12 protein-coding genes are annotated in these 16,407 nt (G+C 33.9%); 1 reads left to right on the forward strand and 11 read right to left on the reverse strand.

Features of this window, described 5'->3' with window-relative positions; all coding sequences use genetic code 11:
• Positions 1-32 precede the first annotated feature (32 nt).
• The 11 genes from addA to HMPREF9402_RS08585 form a co-directional block, all read right to left on the reverse strand.
• Positions 33-3,629 (reverse strand): helicase-exonuclease AddAB subunit AddA, encoded by a 3,597-nt coding sequence (gene addA / locus HMPREF9402_RS08535; RefSeq protein WP_009607128.1) that lies wholly within the window; start codon positions 3,627-3,629, stop codon positions 33-35.
• The gene (locus HMPREF9402_RS08540; protein ID WP_009607125.1) at positions 3,610-5,544 is read right to left on the reverse strand and encodes a PD-(D/E)XK nuclease family protein; all 1,935 of its coding nucleotides are present in this window, start codon (positions 5,542-5,544) and stop codon (positions 3,610-3,612) included. Before HMPREF9402_RS08540 ends, addA begins: the two co-directional genes overlap by 20 nt.
• A 101-nt stretch (positions 5,545-5,645) precedes the next feature.
• Positions 5,646-7,175: a PD-(D/E)XK nuclease family protein gene (locus HMPREF9402_RS08545; protein WP_009607129.1), complete on the reverse strand. Its 1,530-nt coding sequence runs from the start codon at positions 7,173-7,175 to the stop codon at positions 5,646-5,648.
• A gap of 135 nt (positions 7,176-7,310) precedes the next feature.
• Entirely contained in the window at positions 7,311-7,583 is a 273-nt protein-coding gene (locus tag HMPREF9402_RS08550; protein ID WP_006784026.1) for an HU family DNA-binding protein, read from the reverse strand.
• Between the two features lie 218 nt (positions 7,584-7,801).
• Positions 7,802-9,277 (reverse strand): stage IV sporulation protein A, encoded by a 1,476-nt coding sequence (gene spoIVA / locus HMPREF9402_RS08555; RefSeq protein WP_006784025.1) that lies wholly within the window; start codon positions 9,275-9,277, stop codon positions 7,802-7,804.
• 322 nt (positions 9,278-9,599) lie between these two features.
• The gene (locus HMPREF9402_RS08560; protein ID WP_006784024.1) at positions 9,600-9,848 is read right to left on the reverse strand and encodes a stage VI sporulation protein F; all 249 of its coding nucleotides are present in this window, start codon (positions 9,846-9,848) and stop codon (positions 9,600-9,602) included.
• 93 nt (positions 9,849-9,941) lie between these two features.
• Entirely contained in the window at positions 9,942-10,949 is a 1,008-nt protein-coding gene (locus HMPREF9402_RS08565; protein ID WP_006784023.1) for an NAD(P)H-dependent glycerol-3-phosphate dehydrogenase, read from the reverse strand.
• Positions 10,950-10,975: 26 nt separating this feature from the next.
• Positions 10,976-12,286, reverse strand: a complete 1,311-nt coding sequence (gene der, locus HMPREF9402_RS08570) for a ribosome biogenesis GTPase Der (RefSeq protein ID WP_006784022.1) — start codon at positions 12,284-12,286, stop codon at positions 10,976-10,978.
• Between the two features lie 130 nt (positions 12,287-12,416).
• Positions 12,417-14,096: a S1 RNA-binding domain-containing protein gene (locus HMPREF9402_RS08575; RefSeq protein ID WP_006784021.1), complete on the reverse strand. Its 1,680-nt coding sequence runs from the start codon at positions 14,094-14,096 to the stop codon at positions 12,417-12,419.
• Positions 14,083-14,760 carry a (d)CMP kinase gene (gene cmk, locus HMPREF9402_RS08580; protein ID WP_006784020.1) on the reverse strand — a complete coding sequence of 226 codons (678 nt, stop codon included), beginning with the start codon at positions 14,758-14,760 and terminating at the stop codon, positions 14,083-14,085. The genes HMPREF9402_RS08575 and cmk overlap by 14 nt, the downstream gene beginning before the upstream one ends.
• A 151-nt stretch (positions 14,761-14,911) precedes the next feature.
• Positions 14,912-15,904: a hypothetical protein gene (locus HMPREF9402_RS08585; RefSeq protein WP_006784019.1), complete on the reverse strand. Its 993-nt coding sequence runs from the start codon at positions 15,902-15,904 to the stop codon at positions 14,912-14,914.
• A gap of 227 nt (positions 15,905-16,131) precedes the next feature.
• On the opposite strand from HMPREF9402_RS08585, the gene HMPREF9402_RS08590 reads away from it, so the two are divergent.
• The gene (locus HMPREF9402_RS08590) at positions 16,132-16,365 is read left to right on the forward strand and encodes a ferredoxin (protein ID WP_006784018.1); all 234 of its coding nucleotides are present in this window, start codon (positions 16,132-16,134) and stop codon (positions 16,363-16,365) included.
• Positions 16,366-16,407: the final 42 nt, after the last annotated feature.

Genomic DNA, 16,407 nt, shown 5'->3' on the forward strand with positions numbered 1-16,407 from the left:
TTTCCCAATTGGGAGATGTCCTTTTCTTATCTTTAATAAACGAGACACTGCGATACTTTTAAGAAATAAACATGACAACTTACTTTTTTAGTTGGGAATATTTCTTTAATCGCTTTAGAATAGTATTTCATTTGTGTTTCGTATCTTTGTTTTAGTTCTTGTTGTTGTACCTCAAAGTCACGAATATAGTCGGTTTTATAATCCACGATATAGACTTCATCTTCAAATTCTGCTAATAAGTCAATGACCCCTTGAAGTAAGATTTGAGACTGTTCATGCTCATCCACCTTTACTAACGTCATAAATGGAACCTCTTTTTTAACCGATAACGCTGTTATAATTTTTTCATAAAGAGGACTTTTAGTAAACTCTAGCACTTGCCCTAGATCAATTCGACTACTCATCTCCTCGGTCATCATTTCCTTTTCAATCACTCGTTCTTTGACTTGCTGTAAACTTTCTAACGTATGATTTTTCATCACCGGTAAATGCTGCATAAATTGATGCAATGCGGTTCCCGCTTCAGCTCCACTAATTTTCTTTTCTCTCATAAATGATGGCCGATCATAAGCCACTTGTGGTCTAAGCTCAGGAATCCCTTTAAACATAGGTGTTTCCTCAGCCAGTTTGCGCTGTGAAACAGATTGCTTTGCGTTAATCTCAACTAGTTCCTGATGCTCATAACGCGTTGAAAAAATTTTTTCAAAATCAATAACAGGGGGTTGTTTAGCTAATGACTCTTCTACCTTCATCGATTGTTCAAGCTCCTGTTGTTGGGAGAATATTTCTATTTTCCATGAACTAGCATCTTCTAAACAAGTCGGTGTTACCCCTAAATAGGTCGCCACGATCTCTTGGTTATCTGGATGCTTTAAAATAGCTGGTAAAATCCAATCAGCATAATTAACTGCTTTTAATCGATACGAATCTGGTAACCTCACACCCGATTCAGTGATGACTTCTTTTAAAGAAGCGAGCTTTTTCTCAACCTCAAAAACTCCTGTAAATAAAAGCTTAGATTTAGCACGTGTCATGGCCACATATAAAAGACGCATTTCTTCTGCTAACATTTCTCGATGAATGAGGCTTGCTACCACATTTTGAGCAATTGTTTTTTGAGTAAAGCTTAACTGCGAATCAATGTACTTGACTGCTACTCCATACTTTTTATGTAAAATATAATTTCCTTTTTCGTCCTGAACATTAAATTTCTTTTGAATTTGAGAAATAAACACAACAGGAAATTCAAGCCCTTTTGATTTATGAATAGACATAATTCGAACAACATCTTCATTCGCTGTGACCGTTTTAGCTTTTCCAAAATGTTTTCCAAGAGCTTGCATTCGATCGATATAATTAACAAATCCATATAAACCTTTTTTAGTGCTCGACTCATAATGGCGTGCCTTATCGACAAAAACATCTAAATTTGCCTTTCTTAAATAACCATGTGGAAGTCCCATCACAAACTCATAATAAAGCGTTTGTTCATAAATAAGGGTGATCAAACTTGCTAGCGATTGTATTTTCGCTTCGAAACGCCAACGTTCTAATATCTCAACAAAACGCTTTGTTTTTTGTTTTAAAAACTCATCCTCTCCGTGATTTTGATAAAATTGGACGAGTTCATAAAAGGATGAAGCTTTACTTGAAACTTTGATGAGTGACAATTCACGCTCATTAAAGAAAAATAACGGTGATCGCATCAGGCCAACCAAAGGAATATCTTGATAAGGGTTATCAATGACTTTTAAACAAGAAACCATATTAATAATTTCAATTGAATCAAACAAATCGGTATTTTGTTCGGTAAACAGCGGAATATGATATTGACGAAAAACATCTTGAAACGTTGTCACACTGCTTAACGATCGCATTAAAATCACAATATCTTGATAAGTTAAAAGACGCATGCGACCTAATTTTCGATCATATACTTCTTGTTTAGAATCCATCCAACGCTTAATTGTTCTCGCAATGTGATGCGCTTCAAGTTCAACGGTACTTAAATCCGTTTCATCATCTGTGACTTGCAATTTATCAATCAAATGTACTTCATTTTGGTTAAATGGATCATTCACTTCACCTAACACGCCAAGTCGAAGCATTGCCGCTTCATCATAATTAATTTCACCCACCGGCTCATCCATTAACTGCTTAAAAATATAATTCGTTGAATCAATCACTTGCTGATGAGAACGATAGTTTTTCATTAAATCAATTTTATGACCTTTTCCATTTCCATCAGAGAACATCGTATATTTTCCTTGAAAAATACTTGGTTCTGCGAGTCGGAATCGATAAATCGACTGCTTGACATCCCCTACCATGAAAATTGGAATTTCAGGTGACTTAATCTTGGCAATCGCCTGAACAATCGATTCTTGCATGAAATTAGTATCTTGATACTCATCAATCATAATCTCCTTAAATTGAGCATGAATATCAAATGCTACCGCAGTTGCTTGTCCATCTTGGATTAACAACCGAAGCGTATACCACTCTAAATCAGAAAAATCAAGTAATTGTCGTTTTAATTTCGCTTCGCTAAAACGCTCATGAAATAGAAGAACCATTTTCGCTAATGCTTCTACCACTTCTTGACTCTTTTTAAAATGAATCAAATGCGTTTTATTCGAGTACGTTAAATATTTTTCCTTTATTTTCTCAATTCGTTTTTTAAAAGAATCACGCGCCTCTTTACAAATCGTGTTCATCTCTTCATCAAAATCTTTCTTAGGTGCTGAAGGAAATCTCGAAAGCGTTGTATTCATAAAAGCCTCGCGTAGCGCTTCATATGATGAGTTCATGGCATCCTTTAAACGATTGACATACTCTAAATCTTGAAAATATACATCTGTTGCGTATTTATGTAATTTCTCCGTCATTTGTGAGTAAGTCGCATATTCTTTTGCTTTTTCTAAATCTAATACTGCTTCATTAAGACTTGGAGTTATGACTTTTAAAATTTTATCATAATGAATCCATGACATTAGATCTTGCTCATCCCACTGATATAGGTGAGGTAAATTCTCTAACCACTGAATCATTTCAGGATTAGAACGTGCCAATTCGTAAATTTTAAGTAACATGACTTTTAAATTCTCATCATTGCGATCATTATTAAACTGACGACTCAACAGCAAATAAGACTCATCCTCATCATCTGATAAGTCATCAAATAACGATTCAACCACCTCATCTTGAATAATCCCGACTTCAATATCATCGGCAATCTTAAACACAGGATCGAGTTCTAATAAATAATAGTAACGTTTAATTAACTTATTACAAAAGGCATGAAACGTTGAAATATGAGACTGAGAAATTTTATTTAATTGGACCTTTAAATGTTCATTATATGGTTGCTTTTCTAACTCATCTTGAATGCGTGAACGCATACGTTGTTTCATTTCAGCAGCTGCTGCCTCTGTAAAGGTCATGACAAGTAATTCATCAATATTTAGTTTCTCTTGAATAATTTTTTGAATCATTCGTTCCACGAGTACAGCCGTTTTTCCTGAACCTGCCCCAGCTGAAATTAATAAATCTTCGCCTTTTCGATAAATAGCTTCCCATTGTTCATCATTCCAAGTCGCCTCCAGCGGTTTAATGGGTACTTGATTCATCTTGATCTCCTCCTTCCTCTAGTTGACATTTAATCACCTCTAATGCATTTTCTTTTTTCATTTTAGCTAAGATACGTGGTTGATTTCCGAGAAAATCAATATCAAATTGGCACACCCCTCGATAAGAACAAAAATCACATGCTTTACGATCGCCATGATGACTTGGATTAATCTGAAGAGAACCTTGCGTAATTTTCGTCGCGGCACGTTCAATCGTTTGATTCGTATAATTTCGTAACATCGAAAGTTCAGCCGGAGATAACGTCGATGTCCCACGACTTGAAAAACTTCCATCTTTTTTTAGCGTAATAGGGACGACATCACTTTTTAAGCGATCCGTTATTCGATGATCACTGAGTGTCACCACGTCATAATCATCCGGTAAATAACCTTTCATTTTAAAATCCTCTTGATGTAGCCTTAATATTTGCTCTTCTAACGCCACATCTCTTAATAAATCTTGATCGTCTTTTGAAATAATGGGGCGATGAACATGGAAGTACAAGAGTCCTCCGACTTCTGCTGGCATGTCAATTAATTGCAGGGCATTCGTGACCACGACATCTAAATACGTTAATAGCTGTAAACTCAAACCATAATAGACCTTATCAAGCTCTAAATCTTGTTGACTCGATTTATAATCGACAATTCTTAAATAAGCTTGCGATTCATCTTTTGATTTAGCAACATCAACACGGTCAATAATTCCTTTTAATGATAATTTAAATCCTTTTCCAATCGGGCGTGAATCGATGTGAATTCCATTTGATTTTCCAGTTTGGAATGGCAACTCAAAAAACATCGGCTTAAACTCACTTTGGCTACTTTGATACTTGAGTCCAATTAACGTCTTATAAACAACATGAGTCAATCGCTCCGTTAACTTCATCATACGTTTATTTTGTTTTAAAATCTTATATAACAACTGTTCACTCAACTCATCTGACACCATTTTAGCAAGTGTCTGACACTCATCTTGCGTTAAATCAGCAAATGTTCGATTCTCCTTTTGAATCATTGTGGCAATGCGTTTTAATGCCTCATGATAAAGCTCACCAATATGCGGTAAATCAAGTTGATAACGTTCTCGATCTTTTAATTGTAATCCATAGCGTAAATAATGAGCGAATTCACACTGGTTAAACAACTCCAGTCTTGAAACACTCGCCACAATTTCTTCACTATAAAGTTTTTTCGTCAACACTTCATCTAAATTAGTTACCTCATTTTCATATCCTAAAATTCTCATAACCATTTGATAAATCAATGGATTATGTTCCTTGTAATACGCTAATAATGGTTCATAGTAAGAACGATACGCTGGATTTTGTTTGAGATGCGCTAATAAATGAGCAACTGATTGATTCAATGTCGTTAGTTGTTCATATAAATCGTCATCAAATTCACGACCAATGTGCGCCTCTTGTGAAAGCGGGAACATTTCTTTTAATTGATTATAAACGTATGAAGGTAAAAACTCTTTCCCTTCATCATTACTGCTCACATAAGAAAGTGTTAACGTTTGTTTAGGTGAGGTAAACACGGTATATAGGATAAACTGTTCATCTTGTTGACTTTGCTCAAGACTAGGTGCTAGTTCAATGCCTAACTCTTTTAATTGTTCACGTTCTACTTCACTTAAGAGACTACTCTCTCCCATAACACTCGGAATTTGCCCCTCATTCACGCCAAGAACAAACGCATGCTTAATTCCATACTGTCCTGCTTCACCTAAATCCGTAACTAATTGATAACGGGCACGTCTTAATTCGCCAACTGAAACTTGATCAAGTCGTGGTGGAACAGTCGCATAAGACATTTCTTCAAGTCCTGCTTTAAAGACCGTTGCAAAATTTTCTAGACTAACCGCTTCTTCTTGTCCAATTTCAACGAGTTGCTCAAATAGCTCAAGCACTTTATTCCAAACTTGTTGATGCTGTTTAAGTAACTTTAAATGCTGCGTCTCTTCAGCACTTGACTCAAGTAGTGCTAGCTTTTGTGGAATTTGGGCTTCTTCTAAGAAGGTAAAGGTCGCAACGGCAAACTCCTTATAGGTTTTAGCTTTTTTAATTTTTTCTCAAATGATGTTAACAAACTAGAAATCTGCTTTTTTAAAGTATTTAATAAGTCTTCAACTGCTAAGTCATCATCCGTTTTCACATACCCTCTGCCAAGTCCTTGATACTTCTCATACACCCAATCATCTTTTTGTTGCCAGTCTTGTTTTTTAATCTGACGAGCTAAACAATAGTTTTCTAGCACATCAACTTGACGTTGATAAGCCTGAAACGCTTCGTAAAAGGATTGTTGTTTTTTTATCTGACTTACATCCATAAAAAGTCCCGTTTTAATGATCATAAACATCGATTCATGACGCCATCCATTCATCATGACATCAAAGACATGATAAAGTAACACCATTAGAGGGTGAATCAACATAGATTCTTTATAATCTAAAAAGACTGGAATCTCAAATTTAGGGAAAATAGAGGCAATCAGTTCTTGATACTCCTCTGATTGTGCCGTATAAATGGCAATATCATTAAATGCATAACCCTCTTTATGAATCAAGTGATGAATTCGTTTTGCTACTTCTTCAACTTCGAGTCGGCTATTCGCTGCTTGGAAAAAATGGACGCCTTTTGCTTCACTTTTAACCGTCGGAAACTGCATAAATTGTTTTTCTAGATGAGCTAAGGCAGTGTCTGATTTAAAACGATGATTCCCCTCTGTTAGTTCTTGAATTTCATAATTTAATCCCATTTCTTCTAGTTGCGAAGCTAATTTAGAATAGGTACGAGATGGCAAAGAAAAAACAGGGCTAGTTGAATTTAAATCATGTGTTAACACAATAGTGACAGATTTCGCGTACTTCATCAATTGCAATAAAATTAATTCTTCTTGTTTATTAAATAAATGATAGCCATCAATATAAAAATCACTATTAGCAATGGTTGAGGAATAAGCGATTTGCTCACTCAACAACGTATAATAATCTTCTGTCATCAAATATCGACCTAATGATAATTTTTCAAACTCATCATATAAAATAGCAATATCATTAATTTTTTTTACGGATTGAACCGACCAATTCGAAATCTCTTGTTGTGTTTGAATGGTTTGAAATAATTGATTCGGTGTCACACAATAATTTTTAAACTCCGCAATCATCTCACTTACTTTTGAAATGAAACCAGGTTTGTTTGCATAAAACGGAAATAATGATAGCTGATCTTTTTTTTCATTCATGACTTTTTGCAACAACAGCGCCAATCCAACTTGGTTCAAATGATAGCGACTCAAACCACCCGTTTCCTGTAAAATACGATATGCAAAACGATTAAAACTTAATCCCTGTACCCTCATTAAACTGGGATACTGACTTTGTTTTAAAAGTTGATATTCTAAATGAAACGTCATCTGATCAGGTGCAATAACAAAAATAGGATCTCCTTGTGGAAGCTCATCACAAGCTGCCTTAATTTCATTTAAAACAAGTCTTGTTTTTCCAACACCTGATCGCCCTAAAATAAAACGAATACTCATCTCTTTCACCTTCTTTAATTAAACTAATCAATCGATATCCTCTTTATTATGGCATCTTATTTAATGAAAGTCATTATTTAAAATAAAAAGACAACTCGTAAAAATGCGAGTTGTCTTGATTTATATCTAAAAGGCTTATTTTAAAGCGTCTTTTAAAGCTTTACCAGCTTTGAAAGCAGGATATTTGCTAGCTTCGATTTCGATTGTTTCTCCAGTATGTAAGTTACGTCCTTGACGTGCAGCACGCTCACGTACTTCAAACGTTCCGAATCCTACTAATGCTACTTTGTCATCTGCTTGTAACGCTTCAGTTACTGCTTCAATATAAGCACTTAAGAATTTATCTGCATCTTTTTTAGTTAACTCAGCTTTTTCAGCGATTTTATCTACTAATTGAGAACGGTTCATAAAAATCAATACCTCCTAAGACATTTCTTTGCAAGTAAAAGTTTACCACACCCGTTTTATGGTTGCAAACATTTATTTGAATATTTTGTTGAGACAACACTATTTTAGGCAATTTACTTCGCTTTTTTTCATCTAAATTAATATTTTATAAAAAATCGCTTCAAAAATGAGAAAAGCCTCTTTTGAAGTAAATCAATAAGAGACTTTTTCGGCTTATTTTAAAGCATAATGGCAATTAATCCACCATTACCTTGGTTTACAATTTTAATTAATGTATCTTGTAATTTAAAGCGTGCATTTTCTGGCATTGAATATAATTTTGCTGAAATACCATCGCGTACAATATCACTTAAACAACGACCAAAGATTTCAGTAGACCAGATTGCTAATGGATTATCAGCAGAATCTTTCATAATAAAGTCAATTAAATCTTTACTTTGTTGTTCTGTTCCGATGATTGGTTCAAATACTGACTCAACATCGACACGAATCATATGAATAGATGGTGCAATAGCTTTTAAACGAACTCCATAGCGTGCTCCTTGTTTTACAACGGTTGGCTCACTAAGTGTCATATCTTCGATTGATGGAGTTGCAATTCCATATCCAACTTGTTTAACCATCTTAAGTGCAGATGCAATAGGTTCATATTCCTTTTTAATATTTGCATAATCTTGTAATAAGAACATTAAATCTGCTTTATCTTTAATTGGTCCAACTAATTCTGTTAAAATTTGATCATATAATTGATCTGGAACCTTAATTTCAAGCTCTGCTAACCCTACACCAGCATCTAAAGCACTGATAAAACAATCCTCAACAATATCTTCTGCTTTTAATTCATCAGCTAAGTAATTAATATCACGAAGCTTGTAGAATTCATTTGTACTTTGATTAATTAATTTTAAGAAGCGTGCTTTTAACCAATTATCATCACTTAATGCATCAACCCAGCTTGGTAATTTAATATCAAGTTCTGAAACTGGGAATTCATATAAAGCCTCTGTTAAGACACTATAAATATCTTTTTTCGTCATATTTTCAACACTTAGAGGTAATACTGGAACACCATACTCATCTTGTAATTGATTTCTCAATTCTTGTACATCATCAGTTTTTGGATGAGTCGTATTTAAAATCACAATAAACGGTTTATTAATTGCCTTTAATTGTTCAATGACTAACTGTTCAGCCTCTAAGTAATCATCGCGATTAAAGTTTCCAATCGAACCATCCGTTGTCATAACGATTCCAATATGCGAGTGATCTTCAATAACTTTTTGTGTTCCGATTGCTGCTGCCTCTACAAATGGAATTGGTTCATCATACCATGGTGTATTCACCATACGTGGTCCTTCATCCGTTTCATATCCAATCGCACTTGGAATGACATATCCAACACAATCAATTAAGCGAATATTCGCACTTACCTCTCCTTCAACTGTTACATTAACAGCCTGTGCTGGAACAAATTTTGGTTCTGTTGTCATAATAGTTTTACCATTCGCACTTTGTGGTAATTCATCTATCATGCGTTTCTTTTCATTTTCATCTTCAACTAGTGGAATAACTAAAGATTCCATAAATTTCTTGATGAATGTTGATTTTCCTGTACGAACCGCCCCTACTACGCCGAGATAGAATTCGCCATTCGTACGAGCAAAGACGTCTCTCATCAGTTCATTTGTTTCCATATAGTAAACCTCCATTTTCACTTGTATTTTGTCAATATCAATCTATGATGCTTATCCCCTACTTTATGAGAGAATTTTGATAAAACTTTAATTTTTTTACTGTAGGCCTTATTAATCCATGGAATTATTGCCATAAAACTACACTAACAACAGTAAATGAAAGCGTAGCTTGTCTGTGTTTTCTTCGAATTATATGCAAGAGCTATCTCAATATATGATAACTTCTTTTAATTTGAAATAAAAAAATATCCTAGCTTTCGCTAGGACATTTACTCAAACCTTAAAATCAACCCTTTAATACATTTAGATTTCTCAATGATGATTACATCATCATTTTTAATAACTCATTCATATCTGTTGGAACTTCCCCGTTAATAATCATTTTAGTTAATTGATCTTCAATAGCAGGATCAACTTTTCGTCCAACCATTGCTGCTACACTTCCAATCAATGCTCGAACTTGTTGTTCATTTTTCAAATCCATTTGTGAAGCCTCAGATGCAATATTAAAAAGATCATCTTGCTTTACATTTACATCTTTCCCAAATTTCCCAAAAATATTATCAAACATATTAAAACCTCCTCAAGTCATTTTCAATATAGCATATGACTCAAGGAGGGAATTTGTCACTATTTAATTTAAAATTGTGATGATTTTTGCCTATTAATAAAATTCTGGCTTCATATCACGCATCATTAATTGTGAAATCGCAAGTGTTGGCTCTAGTTTATTAAAAATAACTTGATAAACCGTCTCAACGATTGGCATTTCAATTTGAAGTTCATGAGCTAATTCATAAGTTGCTTGACAAGTACGAACTCCTTCAACAACCATGGTCATACTATCAATTGCTTCTTGTAAATTTGATCCACTTCCTATTTTATAACCTGCCTGCCAGTTACGACTATGAACTGAAGTACACGTTACAATTAAGTCTCCTAAACCACTTAGACCACCAAATGTTTCTTCATTTGCTCCAACAGCAACACCTAATCGTTTAATTTCAACTAATCCACGTGTAATTAAGGCCGCTTTAGCATTATCACCATAACCAAGTCCAGCAATAATTCCAGCTGCTAATGCAATAACATTCTTAATTGAACCTCCAACCTCAACTCCAATTAAATCATCTACACGATAAACACGGAAATAATGATTATTGAACATTAGTTGGATTTCATTTGCTAATTCAACAACCGTGGAAGCACATGTCACAGTCGTTACAGCACGTTCAATTACTTCTTCAGCATGTGAAGGCCCTGATAAAGCAACAAATGCTACTAAATGATTAGCATTAATTTCCTCTTGAACAATCTCAGAAACACGTTTATGGGTTCCTGGTTCAATTCCTTTACTTGCATTAATAATAACAACTGGATGATCTAATACTTCGTTTATCTCTTTTAAAACTGCACGGATTACTTTAGTAGGGACTGATAATAAAATCATCTCAGCCTCTTTTAAAGCTTCACTTAAATTTGTTGTTCCCTTTAAATTGTCAGGTAACATAAGCTCCTTAAAAAATCGAGAATTGTGATGATTTCGATTGATATCATCAATAATTTCCTGATTTAAATCGTACAATTTAACATCATGTCCATTATCACATAGGACTTGTGCTAAAGCTGTTCCCCAACTTCCAGCTCCTACAACTGTGATTGATTTTGTCATCTTTATACCCTCCTAACGATTATTCATTAATCGCGTGTTCTGGCAATAATATGAATCGGTGTTCCTTCAAATCCAAAAGCTTGACGTAAACGATTTTCTAGATAACGTTTGTATGAGAAGTGTAATAATTCTGGATCATTAACGAAAATAACAAACGTCGGTGGTTGAATTGATACTTGTGTTGCATAGTAGATACGTAAACGTTGACCATTATGAGTTGGTGTTGGATTCATGGCTACTGCATCCATAATCACATCATTTAAAACATGAGTCACAACACGTTTTTTATGATTTTCAGCCGCTAAATTTAACGGTTCAAATAACGTATGTAGACGTTTTTTCGTTAAAGCAGATAAGAACACAATTGGAGCATAATCTAAGAATGACATTTCAGTACGGATTAATTCTTCCCAATCACGCATTGTTTTATCGTCTTTTTCAATAGCATCCCATTTATTTACAACAATCACAACCGCTTTTCCAGCTTCGTGTGCATATCCAGCGACACGTTTATCTTGTTCAATTAATCCTTTAGAAGCATCAATAACAATTAAACAAACATCACTACGTTCAATAGCACTTAAGGCACGTAAAACACTATATTTTTCAGTTGTTTCGTACACCTTACCACGCTTACGCATTCCGGCCGTATCGATTACAACATATTTTTGTCCATCTTTTGTAAATTCAGTATCAATTGCATCACGAGTCGTTCCAGCGATATCACTAACAATCACACGTTCTTCGCCTAACAAAGCATTTGTTAATGAAGATTTTCCCACGTTTGGACGTCCAATTAAACTAAATTTAATGACATCTTCTTCATAATCCATACCTTTTTTCTCTGGCATATTTAAAACGATTTGGTCTAACATATCACCAAATCCAATCCCATGAATTGCTGACGTTGCAATTGGATCTCCAAGACCTAGTGAATAAAATTCATAAATTTGTTCTTTAAAGTTGATATCATCAACTTTATTAACAATCAACACGACTGGTTTTTTTGTTTTATATAACATATTTGCTACTTCTTGATCGGCTTGAGTAATTCCATCACGAGCATTTGTAACAAATACAATAACATCTGCTTCATCCATTGCAATTTCAGCCTGATACTTAATTTGGCGCATGAATGGTTCATCACCAATTTCAATTCCACCTGTATCAATGACATTAAATTTGCGAGTTAACCATTCCCCGCTACTATAAATACGATCTCTTGTGATTCCAGGTTCATCTTCTACAATTGAAACACGTGAACCTACGATACGATTAAAAATAGTCGATTTTCCAACATTAGGACGACCAACGATTGCTACTACAGGTAATACCATGTTGCCACCTTCTTTCATCTTTACACATAACTAAGTCGTTAATATTATATTAGTTTTATAATGACTTAGTCAAATTTTACTTCATATTTGGTTTTGAAATAAAAAAAGGGGGGGATTTTCCCCTTTTTTATTATTTTAATAAGTTCTTTAAGGCATCTCCGAATAAGTCTCCAAGTGTTTCAGTTTCCGCTTGTTCCTGTTCTTTCATGTACTTATTAAACTCTTCACGTTCTGCATCTTCTTTAATACGACGAATGCTTAATTCAAGTTTTGCTTGTTTTGGTTCAAAACGCATCACTTTAACTTCAACAACTTCACCAACTGATAACACATCTTCTACACGATTAATTCGTTTTTCAGTAATTTGATTTGCCGGTAAGAAACCAATAACATCTTCTTCAATCGCAACAAATGCACCACGATCATTCATTGATTCCACTTTTCCTGTAATAACGTCTCCCACTTTTAAAGTTACCGTATTCCATGGATTTTCTTTCACAGCACGTAATGATAATCCCAAACGATGTTTTTTCACATCTAATGAAATAATTTTAACTTCTACTTCTTCATTAACTGATACTAAAGAGGCCAATTTTTTATTTGGATTCCAAGAAGCTTCAGTAAAATGACATAATCCCTCAATATATGGTGCTACCTTAATGAATGCCCCTAAATCAGTCATATTCGTCACTGTTCCACAAATGACATCTCCGACTTTATGACTAAATGTTTGCCATGGATCTTGCTCTACTTTTTTTAATGATAATCCAATACGATTATGTTTTTTATCTAATAAAATGATTCGCACTTGAACTTTTTGCCCTTCAGACACCACTTCTTCAAGTTTTGCTTTATGATCCCAAGAAAGTTCTGAAAGATGAACAAGTCCTTCTACCCCTTTAGCTAACTCAACAAATGCTCCAAATTCCGTTAAACGAACCACTGTTCCTTCTAACACTTCATTTTCATGATGAACTTGTACGAATTGTTCAAATGGTGTCGGTAAAACAGCTTTAATTGAAAGTTGAATTTTTGTTCCTTCTACTTTAATCACTTTCGCACTTACCTCTTGATTAACAGTTAAGGCGTCTTCTACCTTTTCAACTGGTAGATGAGAAATTTCTGAAATATGAACCAATCCTTCTAAGGCACCAAAACGAACAAATGCTCCAAATTTTTCAAGACGCACGACTTTTCCAGTCACGATATCTCCTACAGCTAAAGTAGAGTACTGATCTTCACGTGCCACTTTTAATTGCTCTGCCACGACAATTTTACGAGAGACTTTAATGCGTTTATTACGTGGATTGAATTCAACAATACGAACTAGCATTTTTTGCCCAACGTATTGTTCTAAATCTGTTACAAAATCGACATCTACCATGTTAGTTGGTAAAAAAGCATCCATTCCGATATTAACAATTAAACCACCTTTTACCGTGCGGATAACTCTCCCTTCTAATGTTTCACCTTTTTCATAAGCTACTTTTAAATCTTGGAAGCGTTGGTATTCAAGTAATGCACGACGAGATAATAAAATTTGCTCATCATCTACTTTTTTAGCCATTGCTTTAATAGTATCTCCAACTTTAACAACATCTTTAGCAGATTCTACTTTATCTAACGTTAATTCATTTAAATAAATAGTTCCTTCTGTTGCTCCACCAATATCTACTGTTACTTCTTGATTAGAGACACGAACCACAACACCCTCAACAATATCATTTACTGAAGGTAATGAAAAATTCGTAAATTCTAAAACATCATTCATTGTCATTTCTTCATGATCAACTTGATTAAACTGCTTCATTATTTTCCCCGCCCTTTGCAATGTTAATAATTGTATTAATAACTTCTTCAATTGTCATATATGAAGTATCAACCTCAATCGCATCTTCGGCCTTTAATAAAGGAGAATGTTTGCGAGTTGAGTCTAACTCATCACGTGTTTGAATTTCTTGTTTTAAACTTTCTAAATCACATGGAATATTTCGTTTAATATTTTCTTTATAACGACGTTCAGCACGAACTTCTACAGAAGCTGTCATAAAAATTTTATAATCTGCATCTGGTAAAACATTAGTCCCGATATCACGCCCATCCATTACAACATTTGCTGTTTTAGCATACTCAATTTGACGACGTTTTAATTCATCACGAACGACTTTATGGGCTGAAACCGCTGATACATTTTGAGAAACAATCGGTTGACGAATAGCCTCTGTCACATCAACGTCATCTAAATATACTTTTTTATCATTTGTTAATCGAATCGTTGTATCTTCTAACATTTTTTCAATTTTTTCTTCATCTTGTACGTCAATGTTCTGATTTAAGGCTTTTAATGTTACCGCACGGTACATTGCCCCGGTATCGATATAAACATACCCTAACATTTCTGCGACTTTTTGTGCAATTGTACTTTTACCTGCTGCTGCTGGTCCATCAATTGCAATTACTTTAGAACGAACCATAATATCACCTCGACTACCATTATTTTATCACAATGTTGAAAACTTAAACAACATCAAAATAGGCATCTTTGCCTTTAATTCATTTTATTTACAAAAATAAACTAAACAGTCTCTCAAATTTACAGACACCATTTAGTTTATTGTAAAATCATTATTTAAATAGGATGACCATCAGAATAACAAAGAGTATAAAAAATGTAATTCCAATATAAACTTTTAACCCTTTACTTAATAAATCTGATGTAGATTTCTCCCCTTTAGATTGATTGTGCTCTTCAGATTCTAAGTGCATATTCAAAGATTCTAACGCTAATTTGTTTTCTGAATAAAAAGCATTCAAATCTGCTTGTTTTAATTCGCCCGTTGGAATTTCTTTCTTTGTATCCTGTGATTGACATTGTTCCTTAAGCTGTTGAATCGTTTCTTCTAAATTCCCATTCCCCAAGTTAGCCTGATCTGAAATTTCAGACCAATCATGATTGTCTAAATCAATATCCGAATTAAAAATTAATTCTATATTTTTATTAAACACATCATCTTCATAATTTTTGTTAGAATTTTGCTCATTTTCAAGAATCTCACTAAAAATAGAACTCAGACATTCTTGATCAGTTTGAAATTTACGTAAACGAGAATAATCATGTTGAACTAAAGCATCTAGGTAATCTAAATCATCATCTAAATCCCCCGTTGTCATTTCATTTAGTTCATTGACGATTTCATCATAAGTTAATGACTCAGTAGTTTCTTCTAAATCATTAAGATTTAACTTTAATTCAGATGCAAAAAGTTCCTTTTCAAGTTGCTCCCATTCACTAAAATCCTCATTATTAATCATGGATGTAATTTTATTATAAGTCCGATTTCCATATCGATCACAAAGATTATTAATTAATTCTGACGAACGTTGAGTTAATCCTGACTTTGGTCCCATCTCATCGTTATCACTCATTGTCGTTGGCTCTTCATCAGATGAATGTTCATGGATGGTTAAAAAATTATGTAAATCAGATGAAAAACCATCGATCGTTTGATCTATTCCGGTTTCATAATTTGAAACTTTAGAATGAGATGGCGTTCTATCGTTTTCACGATGTCCAAAATATAATCTTCGTAATTCAGCATAATCCGCCTTATTTTCCACCTCACTCACACTCCTTCTTGACATTATTTTTATATGGATTCGATAAGAAAGTTATCGTTTTTTTTGGCTATTTGTAAAAAAATCAATAAGACTAGCTAATTATATCATAATTTTGTTTTAATTTGAGTATTAAATTTGAATTTTTTTATCTTTTCAGCTTATAATAATCTTGTAATTCTAAAGAATTATAAATAATATAATAAAATCCTTTGAAGGGGGACATAACTATGTCTAAATTTTCTATTGTATCAAAAGATGAATGCATCGCTTGTGGTGCCTGTGGAGCAGTAGCCCCAGATATTTTTGGGTATGATGATGAAGGTTATGCTGAAAACATCTTTGAAGGTGATGCAAATACTGGAACTAAAGAAATTGCTGACAACTTAGAAGCTGATTTAATCGATGCAGCTGAAGGATGTCCTACAGAAGCTATTAAAGTTCAAGACTCACCTTTCAATTAATCTTCCCAAAAATTGTATGTAATATACAAAAATTATGAAAAA

This window comes from Turicibacter sp. HGF1 (assembly GCF_000191865.1).
In the GTDB taxonomy this organism is placed as follows: domain Bacteria; phylum Bacillota_I; class Bacilli_A; order MOL361; family Turicibacteraceae; genus Turicibacter; species Turicibacter sanguinis.

What these genes read in the sequence shown, in the direction of transcription:
- der (WP_006784022.1), bottom strand. Translation starts at nt 12,286, where the DNA reads ATGGTATTACCTGTAGTAGCAATCGTTGGTCGTCCTAATGTTGGAAAA.
- HMPREF9402_RS08550 (WP_006784026.1), bottom strand. Translation starts at nt 7,583, where the DNA reads ATGAACCGTTCTCAATTAGTAGATAAAATCGCTGAAAAAGCTGAGTTA.
- HMPREF9402_RS08590 (WP_006784018.1), top strand. Translation starts at nt 16,132, where the DNA reads ATGTCTAAATTTTCTATTGTATCAAAAGATGAATGCATCGCTTGTGGT.
- HMPREF9402_RS08545 (WP_009607129.1), bottom strand. Translation starts at nt 7,175, where the DNA reads ATGAGTATTCGTTTTATTTTAGGGCGATCAGGTGTTGGAAAAACAAGA.
- HMPREF9402_RS08560 (WP_006784024.1), bottom strand. Translation starts at nt 9,848, where the DNA reads ATGTTTGATAATATTTTTGGGAAATTTGGGAAAGATGTAAATGTAAAG.
- cmk (WP_006784020.1), bottom strand. Translation starts at nt 14,760, where the DNA reads ATGGTTCGTTCTAAAGTAATTGCAATTGATGGACCAGCAGCAGCAGGT.
- spoIVA (WP_006784025.1), bottom strand. Translation starts at nt 9,277, where the DNA reads ATGGAAACAAATGAACTGATGAGAGACGTCTTTGCTCGTACGAATGGC.
- HMPREF9402_RS08575 (WP_006784021.1), bottom strand. Translation starts at nt 14,096, where the DNA reads ATGAAGCAGTTTAATCAAGTTGATCATGAAGAAATGACAATGAATGAT.
- addA (WP_009607128.1), bottom strand. Translation starts at nt 3,629, where the DNA reads ATGAATCAAGTACCCATTAAACCGCTGGAGGCGACTTGGAATGATGAA.
- HMPREF9402_RS08565 (WP_006784023.1), bottom strand. Translation starts at nt 10,949, where the DNA reads ATGACAAAATCAATCACAGTTGTAGGAGCTGGAAGTTGGGGAACAGCT.